15 protein-coding genes and 1 tRNA gene are annotated in these 16,878 nt (G+C 64.4%); 11 read left to right on the plus strand and 5 right to left on the minus strand.

What is annotated here, in order from left to right:
- The first annotated feature begins 6 nt into the window (after positions 1-6).
- From L0F51_RS14315 to L0F51_RS14350, 8 genes are all read left to right on the plus strand, one after another.
- Positions 7-1,158: a class I SAM-dependent methyltransferase gene (locus L0F51_RS14315; RefSeq protein ID WP_234629868.1), complete on the plus strand. Its 1,152-nt coding sequence runs from the start codon at positions 7-9 to the stop codon at positions 1,156-1,158.
- A gap of 1 nt (position 1,159) precedes the next feature.
- On the plus strand, positions 1,160-2,257 hold the full coding sequence (locus tag L0F51_RS14320) for an acyltransferase (protein WP_234629869.1): 1,098 nt from the start codon (positions 1,160-1,162) through the stop codon (positions 2,255-2,257).
- A 342-nt stretch (positions 2,258-2,599) separates the two neighbouring features.
- The gene (locus L0F51_RS14325; RefSeq protein ID WP_234629870.1) at positions 2,600-3,541 is read left to right on the plus strand and encodes a glycosyltransferase; all 942 of its coding nucleotides are present in this window, start codon (positions 2,600-2,602) and stop codon (positions 3,539-3,541) included.
- Between the two features lie 99 nt (positions 3,542-3,640).
- On the plus strand, positions 3,641-4,423 hold the full coding sequence (locus tag L0F51_RS14330; protein ID WP_234629871.1) for an ABC transporter permease: 783 nt from the start codon (positions 3,641-3,643) through the stop codon (positions 4,421-4,423).
- Positions 4,423-5,142 (plus strand): ABC transporter ATP-binding protein, encoded by a 720-nt coding sequence (locus L0F51_RS14335; RefSeq protein ID WP_234630361.1) that lies wholly within the window; start codon positions 4,423-4,425, stop codon positions 5,140-5,142. Before L0F51_RS14330 ends, L0F51_RS14335 begins: the two co-directional genes overlap by 1 nt.
- A gap of 254 nt (positions 5,143-5,396) precedes the next feature.
- A complete protein-coding gene (locus L0F51_RS14340) occupies positions 5,397-6,488 on the plus strand; it encodes an ABC transporter ATP-binding protein (RefSeq protein ID WP_234629872.1) in 1,092 nt (363 codons plus the stop codon).
- A 237-nt stretch (positions 6,489-6,725) separates the two neighbouring features.
- Positions 6,726-7,748: an extracellular solute-binding protein gene (locus L0F51_RS14345; protein WP_234629873.1), complete on the plus strand. Its 1,023-nt coding sequence runs from the start codon at positions 6,726-6,728 to the stop codon at positions 7,746-7,748.
- A 32-nt stretch (positions 7,749-7,780) separates the two neighbouring features.
- A complete protein-coding gene (locus L0F51_RS14350; RefSeq protein ID WP_370642414.1) occupies positions 7,781-9,538 on the plus strand; it encodes an ABC transporter permease in 1,758 nt (585 codons plus the stop codon).
- A gap of 128 nt (positions 9,539-9,666) precedes the next feature.
- Here L0F51_RS14350 and catB read toward each other — a convergent pair whose 3' ends face one another.
- Positions 9,667-10,305, minus strand: a complete 639-nt coding sequence (gene catB / locus L0F51_RS14355; RefSeq protein WP_234629874.1) for a type B chloramphenicol O-acetyltransferase — start codon at positions 10,303-10,305, stop codon at positions 9,667-9,669.
- 190 nt (positions 10,306-10,495) lie between these two features.
- Positions 10,496-10,585 (minus strand) — tRNA-Ser (locus L0F51_RS14360).
- 296 nt (positions 10,586-10,881) lie between these two features.
- On the opposite strand from L0F51_RS14360, the gene L0F51_RS14365 reads away from it, so the two are divergent.
- Complete coding sequence (locus L0F51_RS14365; RefSeq protein ID WP_128291915.1) at positions 10,882-11,205, plus strand: hypothetical protein; 324 nt, start codon at positions 10,882-10,884, stop codon at positions 11,203-11,205.
- 62 nt (positions 11,206-11,267) lie between these two features.
- On the plus strand, positions 11,268-11,933 hold the full coding sequence (msrA, locus tag L0F51_RS14370) for a peptide-methionine (S)-S-oxide reductase MsrA (protein WP_234629875.1): 666 nt from the start codon (positions 11,268-11,270) through the stop codon (positions 11,931-11,933).
- Positions 11,934-12,004: 71 nt separating this feature from the next.
- Here the strand turns inward: msrA and mepA are convergent, their stop codons facing one another.
- Entirely contained in the window at positions 12,005-13,042 is a 1,038-nt protein-coding gene (gene mepA / locus L0F51_RS14375; RefSeq protein WP_234629876.1) for a penicillin-insensitive murein endopeptidase, read from the minus strand.
- Between the two features lie 114 nt (positions 13,043-13,156).
- On the opposite strand from mepA, the gene L0F51_RS14380 reads away from it, so the two are divergent.
- On the plus strand, positions 13,157-14,095 hold the full coding sequence (locus L0F51_RS14380; protein ID WP_234629877.1) for a glycosyltransferase family 2 protein: 939 nt from the start codon (positions 13,157-13,159) through the stop codon (positions 14,093-14,095).
- Positions 14,096-14,126: 31 nt separating this feature from the next.
- On the opposite strand, the gene L0F51_RS14385 is transcribed toward L0F51_RS14380, so the two are convergent.
- Both L0F51_RS14385 and L0F51_RS14390 read right to left on the minus strand, forming a co-directional pair.
- A complete protein-coding gene (locus L0F51_RS14385; protein ID WP_234629878.1) occupies positions 14,127-15,359 on the minus strand; it encodes an extensin family protein in 1,233 nt (410 codons plus the stop codon).
- Positions 15,352-16,275 (minus strand): L,D-transpeptidase family protein, encoded by a 924-nt coding sequence (locus tag L0F51_RS14390; protein ID WP_370642415.1) that lies wholly within the window; start codon positions 16,273-16,275, stop codon positions 15,352-15,354. The genes L0F51_RS14385 and L0F51_RS14390 overlap by 8 nt, the downstream gene beginning before the upstream one ends.
- Positions 16,276-16,878: the final 603 nt, after the last annotated feature.

Below are 16,878 nucleotides of genomic sequence, written 5' to 3' on the forward strand. Positions count from 1 at the left end.
GCCCCCATGATCCACCTCGACAGCCACCCAACTGCCGAGCTCTCCACGCCTTACGACGTGTTCGAGGGATGGGTTGCACATGCCTCCGAGGGACCTCTTGATCTCAGACTTGCCGGCGCGCCGCTTGCGGTCAGCAAAGTTGCGCGCCCCGATCTCGGGCAAGGCGGGATCGGCTTTCGGGCCTATGTCGATCTCACGCAGCTCGATGCTAAAGCTCTGAACGCGCCATTGCCCCTCATTGCGGAAGTGGATGGCAATCCGGCCGGCGCGCTTGAAGTCACGATCGCGCCCGATCTTGCCGACACCGTCGCGGCGGCGCGTTCTGCCAAACTTCGCAAGCGGGACTGGCTCGTCCACCATCTGCGGCACTGGCAGAGCGGTGAAGCCGGGGTGGAGAAAGACGAGGCTCTTGTCTTTCCGCAGTCTGGCTTTTCCACGCCGCTTCCACCCTTCGGCGCCGTCAATATGCTCGATCCCGCTTATGGCTTCTCCGGAAAGCTTGCTGACAAGGCCGACGGGGTCTCCGACCATCCCTATCCAAGCCTGCTCGAAACCCAGCTTGCCGCGGCGCGGCACGAAAACTTCATGGCGCTCGATTTCGGCGCCGGCTTCAAGCGGATCGAGCGGCCCGACGTGATCTACATGGAGATCTTCGACTATCCGTCGACGGACCTCCTTACCGTCGGCCAGGCTCTTCCCTTCGCGGACAACACCTTCGACATGGTGCTGACACTCGCGGTGCTCGAGCATGTCGATGATCCCTTCACCTGCGCAAAGGAAATCGTGCGTGTGCTGAAGCCGGGCGGATTGTTGTTTTCCGGCATCCCCTTCATGCAACCCGAACACGGCTATCCCGACCATTATTTCAACATGACGCGCTCGGGTCATCGCCGTCTCTACGGTGCGGAAATCGAGGTCATCGAGCACATCGTCGACGACCACCAGCACCCGTTCCGCTCGCTGCAGTGGATCCTGCGCTCCTATATGCAGGGGCTGCCGGAGGACGCGCGCCCGGAATTTGCCGAGATGAGCGTGCGCGATATTCTGACGAGCCGCTACTGGAAGGCGCGCCAGCAGCCTTTCGTCAAAGATTTGAGCGAGACGGCCCAGTTCGAACTCGCCTCGGCCACGACCTTGATCGGCCGCAAGCGCGGCTGACATGTTCGACCGCCTGCGGACCGCCCGCGACGAGAGCCAGCCTTGGCCAGGTCCCGCCCCCGTTCCGGCGCATATCCCGGCCCTCGACGGTCTGCGGGGCGTGGCGGCGGTCATCGTCATGCTCTCGCACGTGGCGAGTGCGACGGGCATCGCGCATGATTACTTTCAGCGCGGCGGCGGTCAGATCGGTGTCATGATCTTCTTTGCGCTGTCGGGCTTTCTGATGGCGCATATCTATTTCGAAACGCCGCTACGGCCTTCTACGCTCTACAAATATCTTGTGGCCCGCGTCGCCCGTGTCGTGCCGCTTTTCCTCGCCGTGGTCTTTCTCTCCTACGCGGTGACGCGGTGGAAGAGTGGCGAATATCCTTTCGTCTATTCCATCGACGGCGCCGATCTCATCGACCACCTGCTTCTGCGACGTGGCGAAAACGTGCTTTGGACGATCCCGGTCGAGCTCCGCTTCTACGCGCTCTTCCCGCTCTTCTGGATCCTCTATCGCGTCTCGGGCAATCTCGCCCTCGTCTCCTGCCTGGCGATCGCGCTCGCCTATTATCTCCTGCCGCCCTTCTCCATGCCGGTCATGCATCTCGGGCATTACTTCGTCATCGGCATGGCCACGAAGCTTTTGTCCCAACGCATCCATTTCGCTCCGAAGCTCAACGATGCGGGCTTCCTCGGCTCCACCGCTATGATCGCATTCCTCTTTCCGATGCCGTTCATTTGGCTGTTCGGACATACGCCACGCATGTGGTGGGAACCGCAGATCGCTGTGGCCGTCTTCCTCCTCCTCTTCTTCACCTTGCGCAGCAACTTCGCGGCACGTCTTCTTGGCACGCTCTGGCTGCGCAAACTCGGCGACATTTCCTATTCGCTCTACCTCACCCACATGCTGGCGATCGGCAATCTGCGCTACTTCCTCGACCCGCAGACACACCCCGTGCTTCTCGGGGTCTCGGCCATCACGCTCGCCATCCTGCAATCCTTCCTGATCTTCATCCTCTTCGAGAGACCGGCGCGCCGTCTCATCCGACGCCTTGCAGGACCGAGGCGCCGGCCTGCCATGCGCTCCGCGCCGAGCGCGCCGCGGAAGGGTTGACAGAGCGCGTGACGACGATGATGCCTTGGCCGCGACGGACCAAAGCCGCCCGTCGATCCCTTGATGCCTCAAAATCACCCTATTGCGCCGGACATGAGCCTCGTCGATTTTCAACCCAGGGTCAGCCGGCTTGCCAGTTCTGCCAGACGCTCCGCACACCTTCGCATCGCGACGCTGCATCGACGCCTCGGGAGACGTCGCGAAGGTCACGTCTGTGAGGCCGGGGCATGCCGCCTTCCGGCATCGCGGTTCGACGCGATGAGCGCCATCTCAAAGCGGCACCGCACACGGATGCGAGCAGCGCCGGATTTTCACCAAAGCGAGGCGGCGTAGACGATGTCCTTGTCGCGAATTGAACCGGATGCGCCGCGGACCGCCGTCCTCCTGTCGGTCTACAACGGTGAGCGTTTCCTGCTGCCGCAAATCCAATCCCTGAAAAACCAGACCGTCGCTCCGATCGATCTTTGGATCTCAGACGATGGTTCCTCCGATGGCTCCGACAAGATCCTGACGGAGACGGAACGGCAATGGGACAAGGGAGCCTGCCGTCGACTAGCGGGGCCACGGAATGGCTTCGCGGCCAACTTCCGAGCGCTTCTCGCCAATCCCGATATCGAAGCCGATTACGTGGCCTTCTGCGACCAGGACGACCTGTGGGACGAGGACAAGCTCGCCGCTGCGCTCGCCTGGCTCGCGGGCGCGGACCCGAACACGCCGGCGCTCTACTGCACCCGCACGCGCCTCATCGCCGAGGACGGCAGTCTCCTTGGCTATTCACCGCTGTTCCCGCGCACGCCGAGCTTCCAAAACGCCATCCTGCAGAGCATCGCAGGCGGCAACACCATGGTCATGAACAGGGCCGCCCACGAGCTGATGCGGGAAGCCTCCCGCCGCAGCGACTTCGTGAGCCACGATTGGTGGTGCTATATGATGGTGACGGGAGCCGGCGGACGGGTGCATTACTCGCCCGAAGCGCGCATCGGCTACCGTCAGCACGGCTGCAATCTCGTCGGCGCCAACTCCTCCTGGCCCGCCCGTCTGCGCCGGATCACCTTCCTCACCAAGGGCGGCTTTCAGGGATGGAACGCGCATAATCTCGCCGGTCTTCGGGCCTGCTGGGATCTCTTGACACCGGATGCGCGAAACGTCATCGAACGCATCGAACAAGCGCGCTCCGGCCCGTTGCCTCGACGGCTTTCCGCGCTTTGGAAATCCGGCGCTTATCGACAGACCGTCTACGGAGATATCGGCCTTTATGTCGGCTGCATCATCAATCGCCTATGACGCTGCCATCCTGTCGCGCCGACGCGCGCCCGAGGTCGCCCCGGCGCAGGGGCGTGCTCAGGCACTTCCGGCGGGACGGCGTTGCGTGAGGCAATGGCAATGCTGAAATGGCTGTGGGCCGCATTTGCGGATCTGCGCGAAGGGATCGCCTTCCGCCGCGCCTGGATGGCGCTTGCGGGCGAGGACATCACCGATCAGCACCGGCGCACGGCGCTCGGTCCGATCTGGCTTCTCATCAACTACCTCGCCTTCGTCGGCACGTTCATCGCCATCTTCGGTTATGCGCGCGGCGCCGGTTTTTCGGCCTATGTCGCGCTCGGCTTCTTCGTCTGGATGTATCTGTCGGAAGTGATCAACCAGAGCATCTCGCTCTTCGTGCGTGAGGAGAACTTCATCAAGGGCACGCGCCTGCCCCTCTCCGTCTACGTGTTCCGACTGACCATGCAGTCGCTCATTCGCGCCGGCTACGCCCTCATCGGCCTTCTCGGCCTGCTCTTCATTCTCGGAACGCCGATTACGGTGGCCTGGATATGGTCGCTTATCGGCATTCTTCTGATCATCGCGATCACCCCAGCCGCGATCACGGTCCTTGCCGTGGCCGGGGCCTTCTTCCCCGACCTGCAGTTCGTCGTCGGCAACATCATCCGACTCGGTCTCTTTCTCACGCCGATCTTTTGGTATCCGGCCGAGGGCGCCATCCGCGGGCATTTCTATTTCTGGAACCCGTTCACCTATTTCCTCGAGATCGTGCGCGTTCCGATCACGGACGGCGTGTTGCCGCTGCATGCCTTCTATGTCTGCGGCCTGATCGGCGCCATTTCGTGGATCCTGGCTCTCTGGAGCCTCGGCCGTTTCCGTCGGCAGATCATCTTCGTCCTGTGATGCCCTCCATTCATCTCGACAATGTCAGCCTCGTCTACCGCGTCCGGCACAAGCTGAGCTTTCGCCCGACGGATCGCAGGCTGAGCCCGCCCGGCGGCGTCATCGGCGGCCGCGGAACGAAACGCTTCGTCACGGCGCTCGATGGCGTCAGCCTCGATCTCAAAGCTGGCGACCGGCTCGGCCTTGCCGGTCCGAACGGAGCCGGCAAGACGACGCTCCTCAAGGTCATCTACGGCGTCTATGAGCCGAGCGGCGGCGTCGTGAAGATCGACGGGCGCGTCGATGCGCTCTTCAACATCACGCTCGGCTTTCGCGGCGAGGCGACCGGCCGGCGCAATGTCGAGCTCCGCGGCCTCATCAACGGCTGGAGCAAGGAAGAGATCGCCGAGCGCATGCCCGAGATCATCGAGTTCAGCGAGCTCGGCGAATTCATCGACATGCCGCTGAAGGCCTACAGCCAGGGCATGGCGGCGCGCCTCGCCTTTTCGGTGGCGACGAGCTTCGAACCCGAAATCCTGGTCATGGACGAGTGGATCGGCGCCGGCGACAAGAGCTTTCAGGACAAGGCGGCGACCCGCATGAACGCGCTTGCCGAAAAGGCTGGCATCATGATCCTCGCCAGCCACAATCCGACGCTGCTGAAGCGCACCTGCAACAAGATCCTCACGCTCGAAAAGGGCAAGATCAAATCCCTGGAGCCGACGGCGTCGACGGAGTGAGAAGCCCATCCTCCTCGTCCGTTCCTGTCGCGCTCCACGCACGGCCATCGCTCAAAAGAGGCCGGCTCGCATGCCGTGGCGGCGCCTCATGACATCCCGACACCGCGCGGTTGGATGACGACCCGCGAGGGCAAAAAGCCACCTCTCCCGCACACGCGACCGTGACCGGTGGAGATCCTTTCCGGACATGCGGGAAACCATCGTGGATGCTAAGGCTCGGCGCGCCGTCCTATCGTGAACCGAGGCCCAGACCGATGAACGACGAGCCCCCACCAATCCTAAAGGTCGACGGCGTCACGCGCCGATTCGGCCGCGTGCCCGCTCTCGACGACGTCTCCCTGGAGGTCAGGAGCGGAGAGATCGTCGCGCTTCTCGGGCATTCCGGCTGCGGAAAATCGACTTTGCTGCGGATCATCGCCGGCGTTGAGGACATCGACGGCGGTCAGGTTGCGCTGGGAGGCCAGATCGTGGTCGGGGGCGATATTTTCGTCGAGCCCGAGATCCGCAATGTCGGAATGATGTTCCAGGATTATGCGTTGTTTCCGCATCTGACGGCGCGCCAGAACATCGGCTTCGGCCTGAAGAAGATGCCGCGCAAAGCGGCTGCGGCCCGCGTCGCGGCGGTCCTCGAGCGGCTGAACCTCGAAGGCCTGAGTGAACGCTATCCGCATATGATGTCGGGGGGCGAGCAGCAGCGCGTCGCACTCGCCCGTGCGCTGGCGCCCCAACCTCACATTCTCCTGATGGACGAACCGTTCTCCAATCTCGATCGCGGATTGCGCGAGAGGATCCGGAAAGAAACCGGAGAGGTGCTACGCGCACTCGGCACGACGGCGATCATCGTGACGCATGACGCCGAAGAAGCGCTGGCGCTGGGCGACCGCGTCGTGCTCATGGACAAGGGTAGGATCGTGGAAGAGGGCTCCGGCGAAACCATCTACCGGACGCCGCACACCGCGGATGCGGCCCTGTTCTTCTCGCATGTCAACATCGTGCCGGCGCAGGCCTCGGGGGAATGGCTCGACAGCCCGATCGGACGTTTCCCGGATCTTCGCACGCGGACCGGCCCGGTACAGCTCTTCATAAGACCGCAGGCCGTGGCGCTTGCAGAGCACGGCATCCCGGCGCGCGTCAGCGGTCGTATGCTTCTGGGCGAGATCGAAGAGCTGGTGCTGACGGTCGAGACGCTCGAAGACCCTCTGGTCATGCGGACGACCGCGCGCAGCGACGTCGAGATCGGCGATGACGTCCGGGTCAGTTTCGATACCGGCAGCATCCTCGTCTGCGAGGGCGATCATCCCGCCGCACGCGCCCTCAGCCCGCTCTGCGAGGCGGGCGAGGTTTGACGAAACGGGCCGCTGCGGACAGCGCTCGTGGGCGGCCACAAAAGGACCGCCCGCGAGGACGCGAACCTATGGGGTGACGGGTGGCGCCTGCCGGCACGGGCGTCCACACGCAACCGTGATCGACATGCCCGGGCAATCGTCGGATCAGCCTGGCCGTAAATGTTGACTCTATTTGTCATCTATGAATTAAGGCGCCTCTGGATGCGCTGGCATCCGGTCAGCAGACGGAGAGGAAACATGACGCCTGCCTTGAAGATCGCCATCGGTTTCATCGCGCTGAGCGCCGCCATGCCGGCCGCCGCGCAGGAAGTGAACATTTATACGACCCGGGAGCCGGGGCTGATCCAGCCGATTCTCGATGCCTATACGGCCGAGACCGGCACGACCGTGAACACGGTGTTCCTTCAGGATGGCCTCATCGAGCGGGTCAAGGCGGAGGGCGAAAGCTCACCCGCGGACATTCTGATGACGGTGGATTTCGGGGCGCTGATCGACCTCGTCGATGCCGGGCTCACGCAGCCCGTCGAATCGGACGTCCTTCGCTCGGCCATTCCGGAGAGCCTGCGCGACCCCAACGGCAATTGGTTCGCACTCTCGGGACGTGCGCGCATCGTTTACGCGGCACGTGATCTCGACATCGATTCCATCACCTATGAGGAGCTCGCCGAGGAGAAATGGCGGGGCCGCCTGTGCATCCGCTCCGGCCAGCACCCGTACAATACGGCCCTCTTCGCCGCCTACATCGCGCATCACGGCGAAGAAGCGGCGGAAGAATGGCTGCGCGGCTTGAAGGCGAACCAGGCCCGCCCGGCGGCCGGTGGCGACCGTGACGGCGCACGCGACATTGCCGCCGGCATCTGCGATATCGCGGTCGGCAATTCCTACTATGTCGGCCGCATGAAAAGCGGCGGCGGCGGTGCCGAGCAGGTCGAATGGGGCGATGCGATCAAGGTTCTCATTCCGACCTTCGAGGATGGCGGAACGCATGTGAACATCACCGGCGCCGGCGTTGCCGCACACGCCCCCAATCGCGAGGAAGCCATCGAGCTCCTGGAATACCTCGTGTCCGACGAAGCCCAGAAACTCTATGCCGAGGCCAATTTCGAGCATCCGATCACCGAGACGGCCGAGCCGCATCCGATCGTCGCCTCGTTCGGAGAGGTCGTCCCCGACACGATCTCGCTCGGACAGGTGCTGCCTCACCGCACGGTGGCGAGCGAGATGGTCGACCGTCTGAACTTCGACACCTTTGAGAACTGAGCGAGAGAGCCCGCCTCCCGCGCGTGTTCCCCATGCGTGAAATGGCTCTCAGGCCCATGCGCAGACGCGCACGGCTCATCCCGAACGGATGGGCCGTGTTCGCGTTCGGGGTCGCCGCGTTCGCCGTCCTGCCGATCGTGGTCATCCTCACGACTGCCATGGAGAATACCGGCGCACTCTGGTCCCATGTCGTCGTCGGGATCCTGCCGCAGGCGACCCGCACGACGCTGACCCTTCTCTTCGGGACCGCCGTCCTGGTCACCGTCATCGGAACAGGATGCGCCTGGCTCGTCACGGCGTACCGGTTTCGCGGCCGGGCGTTCCTGGAATGGGGACTGCTCCTACCCCTCGCCGTTCCGACCTACATCATGGCCTATGCCTATATGGATGTGCTGAGCCCGCTCGGCTTCGTTCAAGGCGTGATCCGCGACCTCCTTGGCTATTCCAGTCCGCGCGAGTTTCGACTGCCGGACATTCGCGCGATGTGGGGGGCGATCACCCTCTTCGGCTTCGTGCTCTACCCTTACGTCTATCTGACCACCCGCATGATGTTCCTCACGCAGGCAGCCAACCTCGTCGAGGCTTCGCGCACATTGGGGGCGAGCCGGTCCGCCGTGTTCTGGCGGGTGGCGCTGCCGCTCGCACGTCCGGCGATCGCCGTCGGCGTCAGCCTGGCGCTCATGGAAACGCTCAACGACATCGGCGCGTCGCAGTTTCTCGGCGTGCGAACGCTGACGGCGTCGGTCTACACGACCTGGATCGTCCGCAACGATCTTGCAGGCGCCACCCAGATCGCCACCGCGATGCTCGTCTTCGTGGTTGCGCTGATCTGGCTCGAGCGTTTTGCACGGCGGCGCCAGCGCTACGCCACCAATGCCCAGCGCTCTCGGGCCATGGCTGCGCGCCCCCTCAGCGGCGCGAAAGGCGCGCTCGCTTTCGCCGTGGGCTTTCTGCCGATCTTCATCGGCTTCGTCGGCCCCGCGTCTTATCTTCTGACCGCCGCCATCCGGCGCATCGAATTTGCCGGCATATCGCCCCACATCGTGCGGGCGACCATCAACACGGTCTCGGTCTCGGCCGCCGCCACGGTGTTGGTTCTCGTGGCGGGCTTCGTCGTGGCCTATGCGAGCCGCATCCGCCCGGGGCCGTGGACCGGGAGCTTCCTGCGCCTCTCCACTCTCGGCTATGCCGTGCCCGGCACGGTTCTGGCGATCGGCATCCTCATTCCCGTCGCGGCGCTCGATCGCTTCATCGACCGCAGCGCCAGCGAGTGGTTCGGGTTGTCGACCGGCCTGTTGTTCATGGGGTCCGGTTGCGCCCTGGTCTACGCCTACACGGCCCGCTTCCTCGCCATCTCCTCGGGAGGCATCGAGGCCGGTCTGAGCCGTATCGCGACCTCTTATGATCATGCCGCACGCACGCTCGGCCACACGTCGACCGGCGCGCTTCTGAGGGTTCACCTGCCGCTGTCGCGAACGGCGCTGACGGCCACCGGCCTTCTCGTCTTCGTCGATTGCATGAAGGAGCTGCCCGCAACGCTTCTGCTCCGTCCACTCAACTTCGAGAGCCTCGCAACGCTGCTTTACGGCGAAGCCGCGCGGGGCACCTATGAAGATGCCGCTCTCGCCGCGCTGGTGATCGTGGTGATCGGGATGCTGCCGGTAACGTTGCTGGCGCGGGTGGGAACCTCTTCGTCAGATCCCGTCGCTCTCGCCGACGGCGCGCAGGATGGTCGCTCCGGCCGGCGGATCTTTTGGAAGACCTCCGGCAGGAGATCGGTATCGACCTGACGTTCGAGCGGCTGGCCGAGGCACACGGACGGTGAGCCGATGCGGCACACGACAGAGCCGTCGATGCGTGGGGTCCTGCCCGTCCGCTTCTGAAAAGAGGACGGGCAGAAGAAAGCGCAAAGGGCGCGTCACTCCGCCGGTTTGATAACCGTCTGCCAATAGCGATGAAGGGCCGCGACGTCGCCGCTCGTCAGGATCGGCATCGCGTCCTTCAACGCCTCGTCGTCCCAATCCCACCAGCGGAGTTGGAGGAGCTGCGCGATGGCGGCGTCGTCAAATCGCTTGCGGATCACCTTGGCCGGGTTGCCGCCCACGATGGCGTAAGGTTCGACGTCCTTTGTGACCAACGCCCTGGTTCCGATGACAGCACCATCTCCGACCGTGACGCCCGGCATGATGATCGCCTCGGATCCGATCCACACATCGTTGCCCATCACCGTATCGCCGGCCGGCTGATACCCATTCTCGGATCCTTCGAAAGCGGGAACCTCGGGCATCCAATAGAACGGGAATGTGCTGATCCAATCGTTTCTGTGGCCCTGATTCCCGGCCATGATGAAGGCCGCGCCCGAACCGATCGAACAGAACGAGCCGATGATGAGCCTGTCCACGCCTTCGTCCGGCAAGAGGAAGCGAGCGCATTCATCGAAGCCGTGGCCGTGATAATAGCCGGAATAATAGCTGTAGCGACCGACTTGGATGTTCGGATTGGTGACGAGGCGATCAAGAGTGATGCCCCGGAAGGGGCTTTCAAAGACATTTGCCATAGCAAGTACCGTACGTTCGCAAGCCGCATATGCGGCAACGCTTCACCCGCAAATCTGCAGGCGAAGGTGAGCAAGCGATCGCCGGGATCGCTTGCCAAACGCTTCTGACGTCAGAGACGCGGAAGCGGTATGCGGGTGGTACAGTCTGCGAACTTCATGTCGTCGTCATGCTGCGCAAAGCGGCGCTTGATGGCGGAGGGAGAGGGATTCGAACCCTCGAGACGGTTGCCCGCCTACACGCGTTCCAGGCGTGCGCCTTCGACCACTCGGCCATCCCTCCGGCGAGGCTCCCCTTTAGCGATGCCGCGCCCTGAGGGCAAGGCGGAGAGCACGAATTCGTCGCTGTTGCGGTCAGCGTCGTTTCGGGCTCCTGCGACGGGCGCCCAATCTTGCGATCGGAACCGGCCACGGCAGCCCCGGCAAGCCGTTCGGTCGGTGACCGGGCGCGCAGGCGGGGCCTGATGCGAAACGTCGAAGACCGAGCGTCGACGAAAAGCCGGAGCGCGATTGCACGCGAGCCGGCGCGGCCCTACCTAATGAGCCAGGAATGAAACCTCAAGTGCTGCGCAAGGCCAGATGATCCGCTTTCTTCTTCGTTTCCTGGCCATCTGGCTCGCTGCCGCAGGCCTCGTCATGGCCGTCATCGACGCGGCGAAATCGATCGCCGAATCACGCCTCGTTCTCACACCCTTTGCCGAGACCTGGGCGAATTGGGCGGCCGCGAGCCTCGATGCCGCGCATCATGCCGTTGCCGACAAGGTGCCGTGGCTCTGGGCGTTTCTCGAGAAGGTGGTGCTGACGGCACCGACCTTTGCCGTCTTGCTCGTCGTGGCCGCGCTCCTCTTCTGGCTCGGCCGGCCGCGGCGGCGTTTCACTTTCGCGCATGAGCGCGACCTTTAAACGGGGCGGTCTCCAGTCCCCGCCAAATTCACACAACGCGACCTCCAGAAAAGGATCCCCCCATGTTCCCCTTCGACCGGCTCGCCAAGAAGACTGATCTCCCGAAGCCCGAAGAGGCGCTGCCCGGGCGCGCCGAGGCTTTGCCCACGGCCGAGACGCATTTCGTCAATGGCCGCGCCCTCAAGGGGCCCTACCCGGAGGGTCTCATGACGGCGATCTTCGGTCTCGGCTGTTTTTGGGGGGCGGAGCGCGTCTTCTGGCAGACAGACGGTGTCTATGTGACGGCGGTCGGCTATGCGGGCGGCGCCACGCCGAACCCGACCTACCGGGAAGTCTGCACCGGCCGCACCGGCCATAACGAGGTGGTGCTTGTCGTCTACGACCCGAATGTCATCAGCTATTCGAAGCTCCTCGCCCGCTTCTTCGAGGCGCATGATCCGACGCAGGGCATGCGCCAGGGCAACGATGTCGGCACGCAATACCGCTCGGGCATCTACGTCTTCGACGAGGAGCAGAGGCAAAAGGCCGAAACGGCCAAGGCGGCCTATGCAAAGGTTCTGAAAGAGAAAGGCTTCGGGCCGATCACGACGGAGATCGTCGATGCGCCCGCCTTCTATTTCGCCGAGGATTACCACCAACAGTATCTGGCGAAAAACCCGGGAGGCTATTGCGGCCTCGGCGGCACCGGCCTCTCCTGCCCCTCCGTGCCGGAGAATGCGGCCGCCTGATCAGGCGAGATTGCGAATTCCGCCGTTCTCAGAACGGCGGAGTTCCTGCGAGCCCCCTCGTCGGAAGAGCCTCAGCGGATCACGGCCGGCCGCGCCTGCGGCAGGGTATGCGGCATCGACGGCGCGCCGGGCGCTCCGACATCAGGACGAAGCGCAACGGCCTTGGCCGCCACGTCGGCCGGAACATCGTCGCCATAGGCAGCAAGTGCCGTGATTGCGCCAGACTTGTCGCCCGCAGCCAGCACCTGGCGGCAGGCGTTCGGCAAATCGTCGAGCGTCGTTTCGCGCTTCTTCGCCGGCTTCTTGCTGGGCTTGGCCTGACGATAGGGTTCCTTCGAATACCACCAGGCGAGCGGTGCGCCGCAGCCGTCGTCCTTGCCTGTCGCACGCTGCGGCTCGCAACCGGGCGAGCCTTCCGGGCAAAAGAGGCGCACATGGATATGCTCGTTATGGCCCCAATACGGACGCACCTTGGCGAGCCATGAGCGATCGCCCGTCGCCGTCTCGCAGAGCTTCTTCTTGATGCCCGGCGCCACGAAGATGCGCTGGACATCGGGATAGGACGCGGCGCTCTTGATGAGCCTTGCATGCGCGTCCGTCCAGCGTCGCGGATCGACCTCGTGCGGGCCGACTTCCACGACGGGGATCGCCGACATCGTCTCGCGCTCCTTCGCCGAGAGCCGGCGCTGCGGCATCGGCTGCAGCCAGATGTCGATGTCGAGACCGACCTGATGCGAGGCATGACCTGACACCATCGGGCCGCCGCGCGGCTGCGACATGTCCCCGAGGAGCAGCCCCGGCCAGCCGTCCTTGGTGGCGGCCTCGCGCCCCAGCCACTCGATGAAATGAATGAGATTCGGATGGCCCCAGATGCGGTTGCGCGACAGGCGCATCGCCTGCCAATAGGGGCCGTCGACGGTGATCGCCTCGCCTCCCGCCAGACACCCCTTGGAATAAAACCCAACCGCCGCGGCGCGCCCTTCGGAGGGAAGCTTGGCGGCCCCGAAATAGCGCTTGGCCGGAATCTGGTCGGCCAGACCCGCGGCCGGCCAGCCCGCCAGAAACAAGGCGCTGAAGGCAAAAACCAGTCTTGGGACGAATCGTAGCATTGTCCAATGCTATCATGCCGATGCCCTGATCCGAAGTCGGCGCCTTACTCTCCTTTAACGCTTTAGAAGCTATCTTTGGCTTGCGTTTGCGCGGCATTAAGGGGAAGCGTCGAAATGAGCGAGTTCACCGCCTGCGAGGGCCTCGGCGTCGCCGTGCTTCTGCCGTGCCGCAATCAGGCGGCCACCATCGAGAACGTGGTGCGCGGCTTCCGTGAAGCCTTGCCCGATGCCCGCATCTATGTCTTCGACGAAAATTCCTCCGACGACACCGCCCGTCAGGCGCGAAAGGCTGGCGCACGCGTTCTGCGCGGTCCAAGCCATGCACCGAACTATGCGCCAAACCAGGCGGTGTGGCGCATGTTCGCCGATATCGACGCCGACATTTACCTGCTTGCCGCAGGCGACGGCTCCTGCGATCCGACCGATGCGAGCTCACTGCTCAATGCGCTTTTGACGGAACGCGTCGATATGGTGGTCGGCACCTCGGCGACCCTCGGCGGTTGCGACGCCGACGACATGCGCCACGGCGCCGGCAGCGTCTTTGACCTCTACCGGCGCTTCTTCGGCACAGGCCTTTCGGCGCGCACCTCTATCTACCGCGCTCTCAGCCGCCGCTTCGTCAAAAGCTTTCCGCCCGTCTCCGAAGGGCTCTCCCCGCAGACCGAATTGTCGCTGCATGCCAGCGAACTCATGGTGCCGGTCGCGAGCCTGTCGCTCGATGGCGGCCAGAACACGAGCGAGCGGAAGCCGGCAGAGAATGTGCGGCACGCCATGGGCGAAGTCGCCACCTTCCTGCGCGTCATGCAGGTCGCACGACCGCTCCCCCTCTTCGGCGTCGCGGGCCTCCTTCTCGGCCTTTTCGGGTTCCTCGCCGCGCTTCCGGCGCTCTCCGATGGAGACTCCATGCAGGCCGGCGCAGTTCTTTCGGCGAGCGCCTTCGTGCTTGCCGGGATTTCCCTCTCCTGCGGGCTCATTCTGGAGAGCCTGCGCCGGTCGCGGCTCGAACAGAAACGCATCTTGTTTCTGAGCGTCCCGGCACTCCCCATTCAGTAGCCAGGTCCGCCCTTTCCGCTATCGCCGCGGGTTATTGGCAGATGCGGTAGCCGTTGCTCCGCTCCTTCAGATCGAAATGGAAATGCGTGGCATGAGCGGCGTTGGCGCCAGGTCCAAGGACCGTGGTGAAATATTTGCAGGCGCCTTCGCGGATCCGCTTCTGAAAGCGGCTCGCGGCCGCATCCGCATCCTCCCGCTCCTTCACGGAAACCGGCGAACGGCTCTTGAAGGTGATGGCGCTAACATCGATCGCATTGGCGAGCGCATGCTCTGAGATCTTCGCGCCCGGGCGATTGTAGCGCGTGCGGCACACATAACCGGAGGCCTGGGTCACGCCGCGCAATTCAGCGCCATCGAGAAGGTCTTTGGCCGCGGGCTTCACCACCTCCTTCAGCCAGGTGGCGAGTGCCTCCGTCGCCGCGCAATTCAGCGTGACGGGAGGCGAGATGGCGACGCCAGGCGCAAGTTCCTCGACCTCGATCGGGTGGGCGATCTCGCAGGCGCCGCCGTCGGTGATCGCCGGCTCCTCGTCGAACTCCACACCGAGGGCTCTGAGGCGCCAGACACACTGACGGAATGTTTCCGCGGCAGCCGCCTTGGCCGCCTCGTCCTCTTCCGGCACCTTCGAGGCCTCTTCGGCGGACTCGTCCTCCGGCGCCGCTGGGTGTTCATCAGGGCCTTCAGACGGCGTCTCCGAGGGGGGCTGAGCAATCAGCGGCTCCACCGGCTTCGGCGCATCTTCCGGGCGAGCCTCAGGAAGGGAGGGCGCATCGCTTCCAGCAGCCTCGCCCGCAGGTTTGTCCGACGTCTCATCCGCAGGCGCCTCATCTTCGCGTTCGGGGACTGGTTCGGCCTCGGAGGCACCCTCGTCCTTCGGTGTTTGCTCTGCCTTCGTGGCGTCCGGAGACGCCGCAGCCGGCGCCTCTTCAGGCGCGGTCGCCTCGTCCGTATCCGGCGTCGCCGCTCTTTCGTCCGTTTCGCCGGCCTCCGGGCCCGCCTTTTCCGGCGGGCGGACGTCCGGCACGGGCGGGAGAGCGTCCGCATCTTCAACCGGTCCTTGCGGCCGCGGCTTGGGGGTCGGCGGGGTGTCGCCCGCCTCACGCACGGAAGAGGGAGCTGGCTCTGCGGCCGAGGGCGTCGCTTTCTTTTCCGCCGCCTCCGCCGGGCGGGGCTGGGGTTTCAGCGGAGGCGTTTCGGCCCCCGCCGTGCCAACCCCGATCGCCAGTGCCAGCACAAAGCCCCAGGCGGGAAGATGGCTAGTCAAGAAATTCCACCGTCGTGCCCGGCTTCACCATATGGGCGAGCTCCGTGGCGTCCCAGTTCGTCAGCCGCACGCAGCCATGCGAAAAGGTCTTGTCGATCGCCTCGGGCGCGGGCGTGCCATGAATGCCATAGGTCGGCTTCGACAGATCGATCCAGACCGACCCGACCGGCCCGTTGGGACCCGGCGGGATCGTCAAGACATCGCGATTGTCGCCCTGCTGGAAGTTGACGTCCGGCCGATAGGTGTAGGTCGGGTCCAAGGCGACACCTTCCACCTCGACGGTCCCGCTCGGCGAAGGCGTATCGGAACTGCCGATGGTGGCGGGATAGACGACGAGGAGCCGGCCCGCGGCGTCGTAGCCGCGCAACGCCGCAAGCCCCTTATCGGCCTCGATCCGCACCACCCTGCCTTTGACATCACCGCCCGGCGCCGCAACGGCAAGGGTCGTGCCCACAACGGAGAAATCGGCCTGCGGGTTGAGCGCCTTCAGAAAATCCTCATCCATATGAAAGCGCTCGGCGAGCATTTCGGACGGACTCGTGAAGGAGAGCCGCTCCATCGCGGCCTTCTCGCGGTAATCGGACGGAATCGAAGGCGCGAAGGGACCCGCCACATCCTCTTGCGTGATGCGATATTGGGTGATGACGGGCGTCGTGTCGTTTTGCGCGATCTCGGCCCAGAGCGTCGCCGAAAGCTGTCCGTCCGGAACCTCTTCGCGCGACAATTGAAAATTCTGCACGGCCTTTTGGACGTTGTCGCCCCAATAGCCGTCGATCACACCCGGCGAAATTCCAGCCCGGTCGAGAAGCACCTGCAGCTTCACGATGAACGGATCGCGATGCTTGGAGACGAAGACGTGGTCGGCAGCAAAAGTCGCGGCATTGATCGTCTCGGACGTGACCAGAGGGGCCGCCATCTCCTGCTCGCCGAGGGGAACCGCTTGGAGCTGATCTGTCGCGGTGCCGGTCGGCGCATTGCCTAAAGCCGGATCATTTACAGGCGGCTGCGCCGGCGCAGGCGCCTGGGTCTCAGGCGCCCGGGAGGCAGGCGGTGGAGCCACAGGCGGCGGAGCGGGCTCGACTATGACCGGCGGCGCAGACGGCGCGGGAACCACGGGCGGAGGGGGAGCTGCGGGAGGGGGAGGCGCCGGCTCCCCCGGCGCCGGGGCCGGACCGAGAAGCACCGATCCCGGTGACACGCCGGGAGGTGCTTCGAGCACCTCCTGCGAGACGGCCGGCGGGATGAGAAAGGAAACAGCGGCGACACCGAGAACGGCCCGGAGGGCAAAGCTGCAGACAAAGCGGATGGACATCAAAAAGGATCGGAAAATTCTTGTTTCAGTTGAAGGACAAACGCCGATCCTCCCGAAACGCTCCCATGCGCCTACCTTTGCGGCTCTGATGGTCGCGCCACCGTTTGCGGCCGGTCGTCGAGACAGAAACCGGCCCCAGGCCGCCGAACACCGCACAGACCTGCGGGAACAAGGCGTCAACCCGGCGGTTAATTCGGACAGGTGCAA

The organism is Afifella sp. H1R (assembly GCF_021462425.1).
GTDB lineage: Bacteria > Pseudomonadota > Alphaproteobacteria > Rhizobiales > Afifellaceae > Afifella > Afifella aestuarii.